We start from the raw sequence: 16,051 nt of genomic DNA, 5'->3' as shown, positions 1-16,051 counted from the left end.
CGCGCTGGTGGTCGAACGGTGGGCACACACGAGTATCGGCACAGCTCGGTCCGGCCTCGATCGGGCCGAGATCTGGATCGGATCAAGACGAACCCGTCGACACCGCACGGGACGGCGATGACGAAGCAACGAGGGTCGACGTCACCCGTCCGGACGAATTCATCTCCATGACACCACGGTTACGAATATTTCATTTAAGTTACGACCCGTGCCTCGACCGAGGCACCAACCCACCCTCATCGGAGGTAATCCATGACACTCGATCGTTCACGCTGGGCCGCCGTCGGTGCGGCCGTTGCGGTCACCCTCGGCGCCGGGGGCATCGGCCTCGTCCGGGCCGCCACCCCGGAGAGCGACCCCTCGGTGTTCGTGCCGATCACGAACTGCCGGCTCGTCGACACCCGAGCCGAAGCCGAGTACAACGTCGGCCCGTTCGACACCCCGGTCGGTGCCGACAGCGAGATCACGTTGTCCGGCCACGGCGAGACCGGCGACTGCACCATTCCCGACACGGCGACGGCGCTGCAGCTCAACGTCACCGCCGTTCGCCAGACCGAGAACACGTTCCTGACGGTGTGGCCGGCCGACGCCGAGCGCCCGGACGCCTCGAACCTCAACCCGATCTTCGAGCCGGAACCGGCGTACAACCCGGCGTACAACGCCGTCACCACGCGCCTCTCACCGACCGGTGAGTTCAAGGTGTACAACCTGAACGGCCAGGTCGACGTCGTCGCCGACGTGACCGGCTACTTCGTCGCCGCCGACTCGATCTCGGGTCCGTCACCGGCAGCCGCCGCGACCGACGGCGACGACGTCGGGGCGATCGGCACGACCGATCTCGCCGTCGTGGACGCCACGATCAGCGTCGACGGCGCAGGCATCGTCCAGGCCAGTGCCGTCGGCACGGCGAACGGCGACGTCACCGCCGACGACCTGTGGTGCAGCCTGTCGGACACCACGGTGTTCGACGACGGTTCGGTCCAGAAGACGCAGCTCGCTGGGGCCGACTCGCCGAGCAGCATCTCGGCGATGCGGACGTTCGAAGTCACCGAAGCGGGCGACCTGACGGTCACCCTCGTGTGCAAGGTGTCCGGCGACGTCGGCGCCGCCACGGTGGAGAACCCGCAGCTCACCCTCACCTACCTGCCGGTCGATGCACCGGCGGACGACACGCCGGACGAACCCGTCAGTTCCTGACGACCGTCGTCTCCGACGTCGACCAACGACGTTCGACGTCACCACGAGGGCGTCCATCCTGCGGGGTGGGCGCCCTCGGCGCGCCCGGGGGCTGCGAGCCGGTTCGACCCCGGACAACCGCCGTTACCCTCGTCACGGTGGGCAGCAGGGCCGCCAGGGACACCGATGCGTGGAGCAACACGGTGATCACCGACGACGCGCTGCCCCGGCTCGCCGACGTCGACTTCGAACCGCTGACACCGGCCTACCTGCGACTCCGCACGATCACGGCGGCGATCACCGCCACAGTGGCAGCCATGATCGCCCTCGTCGTGATCGCCCTGGCGCCGTCGACGCTCACGGTCGTCATCGCCGCCGGCGTCACCGTGCTCGTCTGGGCCGGGTGCCTCCTGCAACGGCTCGAGGTGCGCCGCATGGGTTACGCCGTGCGCGAGCACGACCTGTCGTTCCGGCGCGGCGTCCTGACGAGATCGGTGGCGACGGTGCCGTTCGCACGGGTCCAACACGTCAGCATCGGGCACGGCCCGCTCGACCGGCGCTTCGGGCTCGCGTCGCTCGATGTTCGAACTGCGGGTGGCGCCATCGGCATCCCGGGGCTCCCCCAGGACACCGCCGAACGACTGAAGCGCCTGGTGACCGAACGCGCCGCCGAACTGGCGCAGGACGAGACCGACACGACCGACAACGACACGACCGAGATCGAACCGGACGGGCCGGCACGGCAGCTGGACGGCTTCGAACCGCCCGCCGCGTACCCGCCCCCGGACACACCCCACGATGGGCGCTGACGAGCCACCGCCGGTCGACGCCGACCGGGCGATGCTCGCCGAACCGGCCCGACAATCGCCGATCGCCTTCGTCTTCATCGCCTGGCGGTTCGTCCGCCGCCTCGGCGTCTCGGCGATCGCGGCGGCGGTGCTGTTCGTCGTCAACGGCGGGCTCGCCGCCGGCCTCGGGCTGCTGGCAGTGGGTGCCTCGGGGGCGTTGCTCGTGTTCTCGGCGCTGAGCTGGTGGCGCATGACGTTCTGCGTCGTCGGCGACGAACTCGTCCTGACGCGAGGCATCGCGTCGGTCGAGCGTCTCGTCATCCCACTGGAGCGGGTGCAGAGCGTGAACATCGATCAGCGTCTCTTCCACCGACCCTTCGGGCTGGTGCGGGCGGCGGTCGACACCGCCGGGTCGACGGAGGTCGAGTTCGAGATCGACGCGATCGACCTGGCACGCGCCGAGGCTCTGCGCCGCATCGCGAACGACGCCCGAAGCGCGGCGAGGAACGTGTCGGGCACGCACGAGGCGTCGACGGACGCCGGGCGCACTGTCGACGCCGACGTGATCCTGCTGCAGCGGTCGCCGCGCGACCTGTTGCGAGTCGGCGTGACCAAGTTCCCGTGGGCGGGTTTCGTCGTGTTCGCACCGCTGATCGCCATCGGCGGCGAGTTCGGCGCCCTCGACCCCTTCCTCGACAGCGCCGGCGACCTCGCCGACGACGCCGTCACGATCGGCAGTGGTTCGGTGCTCGCCGCCGTGCTGGTAGTCGGCGGCATCGTCGTCGCGGCGACCGTGCTCGGTGCCGCCTTCCAGGTCATCCGCGAGATCGTCACCAACTGGGATCTGACGTTGTCGCGAACGCCGTCGGGCCTGCGCCGCACAGCCGGACTCCTCAACACCACGAGTCGTTCCTCGACCGCTCGTCGCGTGCAGATCGTCACCACCGACGACACCACGCCCCAGCGGCGACTCGGGTTCACGCGGCTGACGCTGCACACCTTCGGCACGGGCAACCTCGACCTACCCGGTTCGACGAGGACCGAGGTCGAGACGGTGCGACGACTCGTGGTCGGCGAGACACCTCCGCCGCCGCTCGACCGGCGGATCTCCCGGTGGTCCGTGTTCGTCGCCGCCCGCGCCACCGCCGTCGTCGCCCTCGTCGCCGCGGCGCTGCTCTGGTTCGTGATCGGCTGGTGGTCGCTCGCCGTGTTCGCGCTGGTCCCGATCAACGCCGTGGTGGAGGACCGCCGCTGGCGACGGCGACGGTGGGGGCTCCATGCCGACGGCGTGGGCGAGTCGTACGGGCTGGTCTGGCGCCACACGGGCGAGCTCCCGCTGCGCAAGGCGCAGGTCGTCACGGTTCGACAGAGCTTCTTCGAACGGCGGCGTGGGCTCGCCACACTGCACATCTCGACCGCCGGTGGCTCGTTCCGTGTTCCGTTCATCGATCTCGCCGACGCCGACGCCGCCCGCGATCGGGTGCTGCACCGGGCCGAGATCGATCGCCGCCCGGTGCTCTGACCTTCAGCTCCGAGGCTCGTCGCCGGGATCGCCGAGTTCTGCGGCGATGAGCGACCGCACGTGTTCGGTCAGCGCATCGATCGACAGGTGGGCGAACTCCTCGTACGGGATCGGGTCGAGCACGCGGATGCGGATCGGGTGTCGTCCCTGGAGCACGAATCCTCGCTTCGGGAGTGCCTCGGACGTCCCGGTGATGACGATCGGCAGGATGGGGGTCTGCGTCGCCAGGGCGAGTTCGAACGCGCCCGGCTTGAACGGCCGCAGTTCGCCCGTCGACGAGCGGGTACCCTCCGGGAACATCATGATCGAGCTGCCCTCGCCGAGGGTCCGCTCGCACGCTGCCATCATCTCGATCACGCTCTCGCGGTCACCGCGCCGCAGCGGGATGTAGCGGTTGAGCCGCATGTTCCAGCCGATGAAGGGCACCCTGAAGTTCTCGATCTTCGACACCCACTTGAAGTGCCGGAAGAGCCGGAACATCACGAGGATGTCCAGCAGCGAGAGATGGTTGGCCACCATCACGTAGGTGGTTCCACGCCGGATCTTGTCGCGACCGTCGACCGTGACGGACCACACCGGGTTGAGCCAGGTGTAGAGCGACGCCCAGAAACACGTGAACCGGTGGAGGAGGACCAGCCGGCGATCGAACAGAACCGTGGTCGCCCAGATGACGACGGCGATCGGGAAGAGCAGGATCGACGACACGGTGACGAATGCCCAGAACGACGCCGAGCCCGCTCGCTTGATCATCGGGTCTCCCCACGGCGCATGCCCCGGGAGGCTAGGCCCTCGCTCGACGGTCGCATCGCTCGCGACGAACGGCGGCGCGCTCCGTCCCCGCGTGGCAGCGTCTGCTGCCCGCGCTCAGTCGAGCCGAGCCTGCTCGTTGAAGCTGTGCAGCAGCGGCCCGAACCGACCGACGTCGATCCGGCACAAGCTCGCCTGGCTGAGGTGGCAGTGGAACATGATGTCCATCGTCACACCGAGCGACCAGGCGACCGCCGCCTTGATCGGCGACACGTGGCTGACGACGACGACGTCCTCGTCGCCGATCCGCTCGATGAGGTCGACACACGCCGAGCGGACCCGACGGTCGAGGTCGCCGAAGCTCTCACCGCCGAGGGTGCGGAACTCGGCGTTCGTCCGCCATGCCTGCCAGACCTCGGGCGGCACCTCCCCGACCGGCACGCCTTCGTACTCGCCGTAGGCGATCTCGATCCATCGATCGTCGATCACCGGATCGTCGCTGAAATACGCAGCGGTCTGGCGCGCCCGCTGCAACGACGACGAGATGACCGCATCCACGTCGCCGACCACCTCGGCGATCGCCGCCGCCTGGCGATGGCCGATCTCGTCGAGATCGGGGTCGAGCCGCCCTTGGAGGCGACCCTCCTTGTTGTGGCTCGTTCGACCGTGTCGCACCAGGTACAGCACGCCCTCAGTGAACCACACCCGAGGAGCAGTGCAGCGGAGCGGACGCTGCGCCGACGGTCAGCGTTGGATCGGAAGGTCGAGCTGACCGGTGCGCCGGAACCAGTTGCGACGTTCGGCGTCGGCGAGGTGAGCGGTTCGGTACACCCACGTGCACAACGCGAGACCGATCAGTTCGAGCGGCACGTTCCACCAGCCCCGATCGAGCACCGGGTGCGGCGCGTCGTCGAACCCGGTCCCGAGGAACGGCCACCAGAACACCTGCGCATTCGTCCACGCCCCGGTGAACACGAGGTGGAGCAAGGTGCCGATCGGCAGGCCGAGCAGGGTCTTCCGGATCGGCTTGCGGCCTCGGGTGAGCAGCATGAAGACCGCCATCAGCACGATGCTGAACGTGACCGAGTGGAGGATCTTGGCGCCGCCGAGGGCGATCTCCCCGAGCGGGAGGACCGAGCCGACGATCAGGAGCCGGTAGTCGAACGCCGGGTCGCGGAAGACCCACCAGACGGTGACGATCGCGGTACCGATGAACCAGAAGAACACTGCGGGCGTGTCAGACGATCAGCAGGCGCCCGCACTGCGGGCACTCTGCGACACCGTCGTTCTTGGCCCCGGTTTCACGAACGTCGTCGATCTCGGCGGCGCTGAGATCGAGGTGACACCCCTCGCACCGCGAGCCCGACAGGGGCGCGGCGGCGATCACGTAGTTCTTGCGCAGCCGGTCGTACTTGCGCAGCACCGGCTTGTCGACGTCGGCCCGCAGCCCCTTGAGCCGTTCGGCGATGCGCTCGAGCTCCCCGTCGATGTCGGACTCCGCCTCGGCCAGTGCCGACTCGGCGCCGAGGTACTCGTTGGTGAGCGACTCTTCCTGGCCGAGCAACTCTTCCAGCTGCGTCTCGAGTCGGCTGTGCTCTTCGAGCGCTTCGAGTTCGGCGTCGTCCGACGCGCTGCGCTGCTCGGTCAGCGTCGCGATCTCGTGCTGGAGCGCCTCGGCCTCCCGCGGCGCGATCACCGTCTTGAGCTGGGCGTGCAGCTTGTCGCGCTGCTTGTCGAGCTTGGTGTTGTCGTCTTCGATCTTCTGGATCTCGGCCGCCAGCTCGTCGAGCCGGCGGCGCACGACGGTGCGCGCCTCGTTCCAGCGCAACAGTGCGTTCTTCGCCGCCTGCACCTGCTCGCGCTCGGCCAACACCTCGCGACGGTGGCGCAGCTGGTCCGACATCGTGTCGGCCGCCTGCAGTTCGAGGACCGACCCACTCATGCGCCGATCACCTCAGGGCCGCGGGCCGACGTTGCAGGGCGAGACCACTCTGTCGAGCGGGACCGAGGGCAGCGGGGCGTTCGGGTCGAGCACATCAGGGGGGATGGTAGTGCCGCTCTCGACCTGGCCGTAGATCGGCCGCGGCGGCAGCGTCGTCGTGGTGGTCGTTTCGGCGGGAGGTGGGGCCGTCGTGGTGGTGACCGGCGTGGGCGCCGGGGTGGCCGGCGGCGGGGCCGGTTCGGTGGGCGGCGGCGCGGGCGGCTCGGTCGCCGGCGGGGCGAGCGGGCTCCGGAATCCTTGGACGGTCGCGCCTTCCTCGGCGGGCGGCGCCGTCTCGGCGGGCGGCGGCGTCGGTGCCGGCTCGTACCCGATGATCTCGTACACGCACTCGTTGCCGGGCAGGTACAGGCGGGCCGGCCCGCGCAGGGTGCGGCCCGGCTCGTCCCAGTCCGCGAGGTCGAACTGTTCGAGGCCGACGTTCTCCATGTACGCGCCCCAGATCCGGGCCGGGAAGGTGCCGCCCTGGACGCGAGGCACGCCGACGGCCGAGAACTCGGGGATGTTCCGCATGCTCGTGTAGCGATCCGGGTCGCGGACCAGCACGGCGGTCGACAACTCTCGGGTCGCCCCGACGAAGAACGCCGTGAAGTTGCTGTCCTGGGTGCCGGTCTTGCCGAACGCCGGTCGACGGCTCGCGAAGTCGGCCAACTCGCCGCGGGCGGTCCCGCTCGTCAACACGCCCTTCATGACGTCGACCGCTCGCAACGCGGCCGTGCGACTCAGCACCTCGGTGCCGGGGTCGAAGTGTGTGTACACCCGCTCCCCCGCCGCATCGTCGATGTACTCGACGAAGTACGGCTCGAGATGGACGCCTTCGTTGGCGATCGACTGGATGCCCGACGCCATGTCGAGGGTGCTCATCTCGTTGGCGCCCGTGGCGAACGAGCCGAACGGCTGGATGGGTTCGCGCTCGACCGCCGGTTGCCCCTCGTAGAGATACGGGTTCTCCGACATCCGGTAGACGGTGTCGACCATCCGGTTGAGGCCGACCATCTGCGACATCCGGCCGTACGCACAGTTGATCGACCGAACGGTGTGCGACCGGACGGTGTCGACACCGCCGTCGACGGCGTCGGTGATCGTGAACGTCGGCTCGTTCGGGTCGCCCGGGTTCGGAAGGGTGCACGGCTTGCGGCCGTCGACGACGTCGGCCGGCTGGGCCCCCGCCTGGAGCGCAGCGGCGAGGATGAACAGCTTGATGCTCGAACCGGTCTGGCTCGGTGCCAGCGCGAGGTTGACCTCGTTCTGGCCGGGCACGAAGCCGGTGCCGCCGACCATGGCGCGGATGGCGCCGGAGTCGGTCTCGACCGAGGTGAGGGCCGCCTCGATGCCGGCCTCGTTGGCAGGGAGCTCGAGCACCGCACGTTCGGCCTGTGCCTGCAGGCTCGGGTCGAGCGTCGTGTGGATGAGCAATCCGCCGCGATGGAGCTGGGTGTACCGCTCCTCGTACGTGTCGCCGAGGATGTCGCTGCGGTTCAGGAGGTAGTCGCGCAGCGCCTCGGTGAAGTAGGTGCGCTCGGTTGCCGCCTCGGGTCGACGCCGGACACGTTCGGGGAGCACGAACGTCTCTTCGACCTCCATCCGCTCGTCCTCGGTGATCAGCTCGTCGTCCTCGAGCCGCTCGAGCACCTGCAGGAAACGGGTTCGACTCTGCTCCGGGTTGTTGATCGGGTCGTAGCTGCTCGGCGCCTGGACGAGCCCGGCGAGGAAGGCCGCCTCGATGAACGTGAGCTCCTGCACCGGCTTGCCGAAATACGTCTCGGCAGCGGCGCCGATGCCGTACGAGTTCTGACCGAAGAACACCGTGTTGAGGTAACGCTCCAGGATCTCCTCTTTCGACTTCTGCTTCTCGAGACGGACCGCGTAGGTCGCCTGCAGCGCCTTGTAGCGGCCGTCGCGGTCGAACCCCGCCATGTAGTCGTTCTTGACGACCTGCATCGTGATCGTCGACGCACCCTGGATCGGGCCCTCGGTCGCGAAGTTCGACAAGGTGGCACGGAACAGCGAACGCACGTTGACACCGTGGTGCACCCAGAACTCGTTGTCCTCCACCGCCAAGAAGGCGTCGACGACCTCGTCGGGTACGTCGGCCAGGGAGATCGGCTGACTGTTCTCGACCTCGAACGACGCGATCTCCCGCCCGGCGACGTCGTACACGTAGGTGCGTTGGGCGAGGTCGGCGAAATCGGGCAGCTCGACGGGGATCTCTTCGTGGGCGTTGGCGATCCTCCAGACCCGGGGTGCCACGGCGACGACGGTGGCGGTGAGCAGCAAGGCGCCGGCGCCGATCACGAGCACCATCCGGGCGACCCAGCTCAACTTCCACACAGTGATCGAACTGTACCGACGCCTCGGGCCGCGTTGGTGGCAGCCGGTACGGTGCGACCCATGACGATGCCTCATCGCCCCTTCCGCTTCGGTGTCCAGGTCAACGGCACCGGCACCCGCACCGAGTGGGCCGAGCAGGCCCGCCGCGTCGAGGCGCTCGGCTACTCCACGCTGACGATGCCCGACCACTTCACCGACCAGCTGGCACCCGTTCCGGCGCTCCAGTGCGCCGCCGACGCGACGTCGACGCTCCGCCTCGGCGCGCTCGTGTACGACAACGACTACAAGCACCCCGTCGTCCTGGCGAAGGAACTCGCCACGATGGACGTGCTCTCCGATGGCCGCGTCGAGATCGGACTCGGCGCCGGCTGGATGGTGTCCGACTACGAGCAGTCGGGGATCGCCTACGACTCGCCGGGCGTCCGCGTCAGCCGCTTCATCGAAGGCCTGCACGTGATCAAGTCGGCACTCGGACCCGACCGCTTCTCGTTCGAGGGCGAGCACTACACGATCACCGACTACGAGGGTTTCCCGAAACCGGTCCAGTCGCTCCCGCCGGTGCTGATCGGCGGTGGCGGCCCGCGGGTGCTGAAGTTCGCTGCTCGCGAGGCCGACATCGTCGGGATCAACGCCACGCTCACGTCGGGCGCCGTCGACGAGTCGACGTTCGCCACGATGACCGCCGACGCGGTCGACGACAAGGTCGAGACGGTCCGGTCGACGGCCGAGGCCGAGGGGCGACTCGATGCGATCGAGATGAACATCCGGGCGTTCATGGTCTTCATCACCGACGACGTCGATCAGGCGATCGGCACGTTGTCGGAGTTCACCGGCGCGCCGGCCGACGTGATCGCCGATTCGCCGTTCGCCCTCGTCGGCCCCACCGACAAGATCATCGACGACCTCCGGGAGCGCCGCGAGCGGTGGGGCTTCAGCTACGTCATCGTCGGTCAGAACGACATCGAGCCGTTCGCCCCGGTCGTGGCAGCGCTCGCCGGCACCTGATGCGACGACGCGCCGTCGCCCTGTTCGGTGTCGTCGTGGTCGCTGCGACCGGTTGCGGTGGCGGGGACGATACGGCTGACGGTCGCGTCGCCGACACGACCATCACGCTCGAGGGCACGACGGACGCAACGACGTCGACGAGTTCGGCCACGACGGCCGGAGCCGCGCCCGACTCCGGCGAACAGCGCTACCCCGACGTGCTGGGTGTCGAGGCGACACCGTCCGACGACGGCACCTGGAGCTTCGCGGTCACCATCTCGAGCCCCTACGACACCCCGGAGCGATACGCCGACGGATGGCGGGTGCTCGGCCCCGACGGCGAGGTCTACGGCGAGCACATGCTCATGCACGATCACGCAGGCGAGCAACCGTTCACCCGCACCCAACGGGGCGTCACGATCCCGACCGGCGTCGACGAGGTGACGGTCGAGGGCCGCGACCAGGAGTACGGGTACGGGGGTGCGACGGTAACGATTACGCTCGGCGGGTAGCGCCATGAACGACTCGACTCCACCCCCCGCCGAGACGACCCCCGACACGACCGACGCCAGCGCCGACATCCGCCTCTTGGGGCGCCTGATCGGCGACGTGTTGCGTGAGCAGTCGGGCGACGATCTGTTCGACCTCGTCGAACGGGTGCGCCGGTCGGCCGTCGACGCCCGCCGCGACGGCGAGACGCCGATCGCCGAGCTGACCGACATGTTGGCCGCCGCCGACCTCGACGACCAGGTCCACCTCATCCGGGCGTTCGGTTGGCTGTCGCTGCTCGCCAACACCGCCGAAGACATCCACAGCGAACGTCGCCGCCGGTACCACCAAGACCGCGGTGCCGGGGCGCGCGACGGCACGCTCGAGGCCACGTTCGACCGGCTCGTCGGCAGCGATCTCGACAGTGACGCGATCGCGCACGCCGTCGACGAGGTGCATGTCACCCCGGTCATCACGGCCCACCCGACCGAGGTACGCCGCCAGACCGTGCTCGGCGTGGTCGAGCGCGTCGCTGCGCTGCTCGAGCGTCGAGCGCGAGCCGGCGGCAGCCCGACCGAGCTGGCCGAGATCGACGACGCGCTCCGCCTCGCCGTCCTCACCTTGTGGGACACGGCCATGCTCCGGCTGTCGAAACTCCGGGTTCGCGACGAGATCAACGAGGCCTTGCGCTACTACCGGTCGAGCATCTTCGCGACGGTGCCGCGGCTCCAGCGCGACCTCGAGACCCTCGCCGCCGACCGCCTCGGTCACCGACTCGACAACGCGACGCCCATCACGATGGGATCGTGGATCGGCGGCGACCGCGACGGCAACCCGTTCGTCACCGCGCCCGTGCTGCGACTGGCCGTCGAGTCGCAGGCGAATCTCGCATACGAACACCACCTCGTCGAGCTGCACCGCCTGTCGCGTGAACTCTCGATGTCGTTGCGTCTGATCACGCCGACACCGGCGCTGATGACCCTCGCCGACCGGTCGGCCGACGACTCGCCGTTCCGAGCCGACGAGCCGTACCGGCGGGCGATGCGCGGCATGCACGCCCGCATGTGGGCGATGGCCGCGACCGTGCTCGACGAGGTTCCCGGGCCGCTCCCCCATGCCGAGCTCGAACCGTACGGGTCGGCCGACGAACTCGTCGCCGACCTCCACGTCGTCACCGAGTCGCTGCGATCGCACGGCGCCGGCCTCCTGGCCGACGAGCGCGTCGACCCGCTCCGGCGCAGTGTCGAGATCTTCGGCACGCACCTCTGCGGACTCGACATGCGCCAGAACTCGGCGATCCACGAAGAGGTCGTCGCCGAGCTGTTCCGCGTCGGAGGCGTCGCAGCCGACTACGCATCGCTCGACGAGAGCGAGCGCGTCGAGCTCCTGACGGCCGAACTGTCGAACGCCCGACCGCTCGTGTCACCGCACGCGAGCTACAGCGACCTGACCGCCGGCGAGATCGCCGTCCTCCGAGAGGCGGCGTCGGCCCATCAGCGTTTCGGCGCACGAACGATCCCGCACTACGTCATCTCGATGGCCCAGTCGGTCTCCGACGTCCTCGAGGTCGCCGTCCTCCTCAAGGAGGTGGGGCTGGTCTCGGTCGACGTCGACTCGGGCGCCATCACCTCGGCGCTCGACATCGCTCCCCTGTTCGAGACGATCGCCGACCTCCGTGCCGCCGACACGACACTCACGGCGCTCCTCGAGCACCCGCGCTACGCGCAGATCGTCGAGAGTCGCGATGGCTGGCACGAGGTGATGATCGGCTACTCCGACTCGAACAAGGACGGCGGCTACGTCACGTCGCAGTGGGAGCTCTACCGAGCCCAGCGCGCGCTGGTGGCGGCGGCGGAGCGAGCCGGCATCCGGATCCGCCTCTTCCACGGGCGTGGTGGCACCGTAGGTCGCGGCGGCGGCCCCGCCTACCAGGCGATCCTCGCCCAACCGCCCGGCTCGGTGCACGGCGAACTGCGCATCACCGAACAGGGCGAGATGGTCGCCGCCAAGTACGCACAGGCCACCTCGGCCCGCCGCAACCTGGAGACGTTGTTGTCGGCGACGTTGGAGGCGAGCTGCCTCGACGGTGAGCGTCTCGGCGCCGACGGCGACCGCTATCGCGAGACGATGGGTGAGATCGCCCAGCTCGCCTACGAGACGTATCGGGGCCTCATCGAAGGGACCGCCGTCGGACGTCCCGGCGAGTTCGTCGACTTCTTCCGGCAGATCACCCCGATCGCCGAGATCGCGAGCCTCAACGTCGGCAGTCGTCCTGCGAGCCGCAAGAAGTCGGACCGTATCGAAGACCTCCGGGCGATCCCGTGGGTGTTCGGCTGGAGCCAAGCCCGCCTGAACATCCCGGGTTGGTTCGGCGCCGGCTCGGCGTTCGATGCCTTCGCCACCACCGACGAACGTCGAGCCCTGCTGGTCGAGATGCACGACCGCTGGCCGTTCTTCAAGGCGATGCTCAACAACATGGGCATGGTGCTCGCCAAGACCGATCTCGACATCGGACGTCGCTACGCCGACGTGCTCGTGACCGATGACGGGCTGCGCGACGCCGTCTTCGGTGCGATCGCCGACGAGCATGCCCGCACTCGCCGCTGGCACGCCGAGCTGACCGGCTCCGAGGTGCCCCTCGTCGACAACCCGGCGCTGGCGCGGAGCATCCGCAACCGGTTCCCCTACCTCGACCCGCTCCACGTGATGCAGGTCGAGCTGCTCCGGCGATACCGCGACGGCGACCGCGACGAGCTCGTCGAGCGCGGCATCCAGCTCACGTTGAACACGATCGCGACGGGCCTCCGCAACTCCGGCTGATCCGGTCCGGCGCGCGGCGGGCACGGGACCTTGGTCCGTTCGGCCCACCCGTTCGCGGCCACTAGCGTCGGGCGCATGACCTCCCCCATCAAGCGCATCGCGCTGAGCACCGGCGGCGGCGACGCCCCCGGCCTGAACGCCGTCATCCGAGCCGCCACGCTCGCTGCCCGCAACCGGGGTTGGGATGTGGTCGGCATCCGAGACGGCTTCAACGGCCTGATGGCACCGGAGGAGTATCCGCGGGGCGACGGCGTGATCGAGCTGTCGCGCGAATCGGTCCGCGGCATCGTCCACACGGGCGGCACCATCCTCGGCACCACAAACCGGGGCAACCCGACCGCCTACCCGGTCCAGCAGCCCGACGGATCGTGGGTCGAAGAAGACCGCTCCGACGAGCTGATCGCCAAGTTCCGAGAGCGCGAGATCGATGCGCTCGTGACGATCGGCGGCGACGGGTCACTGACGATCGGCAACCACCTCCACGAGCGCGGGCTGCGCGTGATCGGTGTCCCGAAGACGATCGACAACGATCTCGAGAACACCCAGTCGACGTTCGGGTTCCACACCGCCGTCGACTTCGCGGCCCAGTGCATCGACCGCCTCTTCTCGACGGCGACGTCGCACGGTCGCGTGATCGTGGTCGAGGTGATGGGCCGCTACGCCGGCTGGATCGCGCTCCACTCGGGGGTCGCCTGCGGGGCGCATGCGGTGCTGATCCCCGAGATCGAGTTCGACCTCGAACCGGTCGCCGAGACGATCCGCCAGCGCGAAGAGCGAGGTGCCAAGTTCTCGATCGTCGTCGTCGCCGAGGGCGCCCGGCCGCAGGGCGGCGAGGTCTCGGTGCTGGGCAAGGCGGTCGGTCAGGCCGAGAAGCTCGGCGGTGTCGGCCAGAAGGTCGCCGACGGCCTCACCGCACTGACCGGGAAGGAGTCACGCGTCGTCGTCCTCGGTCACCTGATCCGCGGCGGCTCCCCGACGGCGTACGACCGCCTCCTCGGGCTCCGGTTCGGCGCTGCCGCCATCCGTGCGCTCGAGGAGGGCAAGGACGGCATCATGGTGGCACTCAACCCGCCGACGGTCGACTACGTGCCGTTGGCGTCGGTGACCAAGCGCCAGAAGCACGTGCCGATCGATTGCGACACGATGCTCACCGCACGCGACATGGGCATCAACTTCGGTGACGAGATGCCCCACGACCTCGACGAGGTCTGGACGCCGAACACCGTGCTCTGACGGGATCGTCCGACGGGCGCGTCGAGGTTCGGGGAGGTTCGGGGAGGTTCGGACCGCAGCGCCGCCGGGTACCGTGACGACATGGCCGGACACGTCATCAGCATCGAGTACTGCGTCCCTTGAGACTATTCCGAGCGCGCCGTGAGCGCCGCACGTGATCTCCTCCACGACTACCAGCACGTCATCGAGCAGTTGACGCTGGTGACCGGCGGCAAGGGTGTCTTCGACGTCGTCGTCGACGGCGAGACGCTCTACTCGAAGCACCAGACGGGCCGCCACGCCGAACCGGGCGAAGTGCTCGCACTGTTCCGGACGCGCCACGCCGACGGCGTCCCGGTCTACGAACGCTGAGTAACCCCCAGCTCGGTTGAGCCTCGCTCAGGCGAGCCAGTGGGTCTCGCCGTCGAGCACCTCGATCTCGGGGCGGCTCCACAGGAATCGATCGATCGCATCGAGCTGTTCGTCGACGAGGCGGGCCTCGCTCGCCACCACGGCGAACCCCAACGTTGCGGACTGCCACGTGTCCTGACCGCCGACTTCGGCGGCGGACACCCCGAATCGATGACGGGCGCCGTCGAGCAGCGACCGCACGACCTGGCGGCGGTCCTTCAGGGACTGGGCGTCGGGTATCCGGATCTCGATCTCGACCGCGGCCGCATGCATGCCGCGGACGCTAACCGCGACGAGCGACGACCGGCAGGTGTCAGCCGACGAGGGCTGGTTCGCGCCGGCCCGTGCGCGAGAGCGCCATCGTGACGCGAAGGAACGCGCGCTCGCGGACGACGGTCTTTTCGTCGTGGTCGAGCAGCACGTCGACCGCCACCGGGGCGATGTCGAGTGCACGTGCGCGTCCGGCCAGCATCTCGGCATCGCGCTCGTGGGCGACGATGCCGTCGCGGTCGATGCCATGGGCGAGCCGGTCGAGGTCGAGGAGGGTGAGGCGTTCGTCCATGTCATCGACGATACGGACGGTTGTCGATTCCGTCCATCGATGATTCACGATCATGTCCATTAGCTATCCTGATGATCATGCTGATGGGTCAGATCGAGCTCCGGCACCTCTTCACCTTCCTCGCGGTCGCCGACGAGCGGTCGTTCGGACGCGCCGCCGCCCGCCTCGGCTACACCCAGTCGGCGGTCAGCCAGCAGATCGCCGCTCTCGAGCGGGCGGCAGGTATCCCGCTGTTCATCCGACCGGGCGGCCCGCGCCCCGTCGAGCTCACCGACGCCGGCTCGGCGCTGCGCGAGTACGCCAACGCCATCGCCGCCGAGATGCGCGCCGCCGACGACCGGCTGGCTGCGCTCCGATCAGGCGAGCGCGGACGGTTGCGGGTCGGCTCGTTCCAGAGCGTGTCGGTCAAGGTGCTGCCCCTCGTGGCGCGCGCCCTCGCCACCGAACTCCCCGACGTCGAGCTCGACCTGATCGAAACCGACGACCCGAGCAAGATCGTCGAGCTGATCGAGCGGCGCGAGCTCGATGCCGGCTTCCTGGTCGGCGACCACCTCGATCACCACTTCCGCGAACAACTCCTTTTCCACGACCCGTACGTCGTCGTGGCGCCGGCGGGCACCTTCCCCGACGGCCCCGTCTCGTCCGCCGATGTCGTCCGGCACGACGTGATCGCCCAGCCCCTGAACGATGTGTGCCAGATCGACATCGAACGAGGTCTTCGCAGCGTCGGTCACGAACCGAACGTGGTGTTCCGGTCGATCGACAACGCGACCGTCCAGGCCATGGCGCGGGCCGGGCGCGGCGTGGCCGTCATGCCTCGCCTGTCGGTCGACCTGCACGACCCGAACATCGGCGTCCACGAACTCGCGGACGCCGTCGAGCCGCGCACGATCGTGGTGGTCTGGCGCGAGGGCCCGGCGGTTCCACCGGCCGTCCGACGCTTCGTCGACCTCGCGATCGACGTCACACGTCCGCTCGAGGACGAGCTCACACACCCTGTCTGAGCTGGG

The 16,051-nt window shown here is 69.0% G+C and carries 15 protein-coding genes and 1 pseudogene; 9 read left to right on the top strand and 7 right to left on the bottom strand.

Annotated elements, in window-relative coordinates:
• The first annotated feature begins 252 nt into the window (after window positions 1–252).
• The 3 genes from BDK89_RS07610 (at window position 253) to BDK89_RS07600 (ending at window position 3,486) form a co-directional block, all read left to right on the top strand.
• Window positions 253–1,197, top strand: a complete 945-nt coding sequence (locus BDK89_RS07610; RefSeq protein WP_133868370.1) for a hypothetical protein — start codon at window positions 253–255, stop codon at window positions 1,195–1,197.
• Between the two features lie 137 nt (window positions 1,198–1,334).
• A complete protein-coding gene (locus tag BDK89_RS07605) occupies window positions 1,335–1,985 on the top strand; it encodes a PH domain-containing protein (RefSeq protein WP_208294003.1) in 651 nt (216 codons plus the stop codon).
• Window positions 1,975–3,486 (top strand): PH domain-containing protein, encoded by a 1,512-nt coding sequence (locus tag BDK89_RS07600; RefSeq protein ID WP_133868369.1) that lies wholly within the window; start codon window positions 1,975–1,977, stop codon window positions 3,484–3,486. The genes BDK89_RS07605 and BDK89_RS07600 overlap by 11 nt, the downstream gene beginning before the upstream one ends.
• Before the next feature lie 3 nt (window positions 3,487–3,489).
• Here BDK89_RS07600 and BDK89_RS07595 read toward each other — a convergent pair whose 3' ends face one another.
• The 5 genes from BDK89_RS07595 to BDK89_RS07575 form a co-directional block, all read right to left on the bottom strand.
• On the bottom strand, window positions 3,490–4,236 hold the full coding sequence (locus BDK89_RS07595; protein WP_133868368.1) for a lysophospholipid acyltransferase family protein: 747 nt from the start codon (window positions 4,234–4,236) through the stop codon (window positions 3,490–3,492).
• 114 nt (window positions 4,237–4,350) lie between these two features.
• Window positions 4,351–4,920, bottom strand: coding sequence for a histidine phosphatase family protein (locus tag BDK89_RS07590; protein WP_166657446.1), 570 nt, complete (start codon window positions 4,918–4,920; stop codon window positions 4,351–4,353).
• Window positions 4,921–4,977: 57 nt separating this feature from the next.
• The gene (locus BDK89_RS07585; RefSeq protein ID WP_133868366.1) at window positions 4,978–5,460 is read right to left on the bottom strand and encodes a hypothetical protein; all 483 of its coding nucleotides are present in this window, start codon (window positions 5,458–5,460) and stop codon (window positions 4,978–4,980) included.
• 10 nt (window positions 5,461–5,470) lie between these two features.
• Entirely contained in the window at window positions 5,471–6,175 is a 705-nt protein-coding gene (locus BDK89_RS07580) for a zinc ribbon domain-containing protein (RefSeq protein WP_133868365.1), read from the bottom strand.
• Between the two features lie 12 nt (window positions 6,176–6,187).
• Entirely contained in the window at window positions 6,188–8,563 is a 2,376-nt protein-coding gene (locus BDK89_RS07575) for a transglycosylase domain-containing protein (RefSeq protein ID WP_166657445.1), read from the bottom strand.
• Between the two features lie 60 nt (window positions 8,564–8,623).
• Between BDK89_RS07575 and BDK89_RS07570 the strand changes: the two genes are divergently transcribed.
• The 5 genes and pseudogenes from BDK89_RS07570 to BDK89_RS07550 form a co-directional block, all read left to right on the top strand.
• Complete coding sequence (locus BDK89_RS07570; RefSeq protein WP_133868363.1) at window positions 8,624–9,568, top strand: TIGR03621 family F420-dependent LLM class oxidoreductase; 945 nt, start codon at window positions 8,624–8,626, stop codon at window positions 9,566–9,568.
• On the top strand, window positions 9,568–10,059 hold the full coding sequence (locus tag BDK89_RS22095; protein WP_208294002.1) for a hypothetical protein: 492 nt from the start codon (window positions 9,568–9,570) through the stop codon (window positions 10,057–10,059). Before BDK89_RS07570 ends, BDK89_RS22095 begins: the two co-directional genes overlap by 1 nt.
• Window positions 10,060–10,063: 4 nt before the next feature.
• On the top strand, window positions 10,064–12,856 hold the full coding sequence (ppc, locus tag BDK89_RS07560; RefSeq protein ID WP_133868362.1) for a phosphoenolpyruvate carboxylase: 2,793 nt from the start codon (window positions 10,064–10,066) through the stop codon (window positions 12,854–12,856).
• Between the two features lie 75 nt (window positions 12,857–12,931).
• Window positions 12,932–14,089 carry a 6-phosphofructokinase gene (locus BDK89_RS07555; protein ID WP_133868361.1) on the top strand — a complete coding sequence of 386 codons (1,158 nt, stop codon included), beginning with the start codon at window positions 12,932–12,934 and terminating at the stop codon, window positions 14,087–14,089.
• A gap of 138 nt (window positions 14,090–14,227) precedes the next feature.
• Window positions 14,228–14,440: pseudogene (locus BDK89_RS07550) on the top strand (Rdx family protein); the annotation flags it as partial.
• A 27-nt stretch (window positions 14,441–14,467) separates the two neighbouring features.
• On the opposite strand, the gene BDK89_RS21725 reads toward BDK89_RS07550, so the two are convergent.
• Together BDK89_RS21725 and BDK89_RS21720 are read right to left on the bottom strand one after the other, a co-directional pair.
• Entirely contained in the window at window positions 14,468–14,752 is a 285-nt protein-coding gene (locus BDK89_RS21725; RefSeq protein ID WP_166657444.1) for a DUF503 domain-containing protein, read from the bottom strand.
• 40 nt (window positions 14,753–14,792) lie between these two features.
• Window positions 14,793–15,041: a hypothetical protein gene (locus BDK89_RS21720; RefSeq protein ID WP_166657443.1), complete on the bottom strand. Its 249-nt coding sequence runs from the start codon at window positions 15,039–15,041 to the stop codon at window positions 14,793–14,795.
• A gap of 77 nt (window positions 15,042–15,118) precedes the next feature.
• On the opposite strand from BDK89_RS21720, the gene BDK89_RS07540 reads away from it, so the two are divergent.
• Window positions 15,119–16,045, top strand: coding sequence for a LysR family transcriptional regulator (locus BDK89_RS07540; RefSeq protein WP_166657442.1), 927 nt, complete (start codon window positions 15,119–15,121; stop codon window positions 16,043–16,045).
• The last annotated feature ends 6 nt before the right edge of the window (window positions 16,046–16,051 follow it).

Origin of the sequence: Ilumatobacter fluminis, from assembly GCF_004364865.1 — a bacterium.
Taxonomy (GTDB): domain Bacteria; phylum Actinomycetota; class Acidimicrobiia; order Acidimicrobiales; family Ilumatobacteraceae; genus Ilumatobacter; species Ilumatobacter fluminis.
This window is presented reverse-complemented; position numbering and strand designations above follow the sequence as displayed.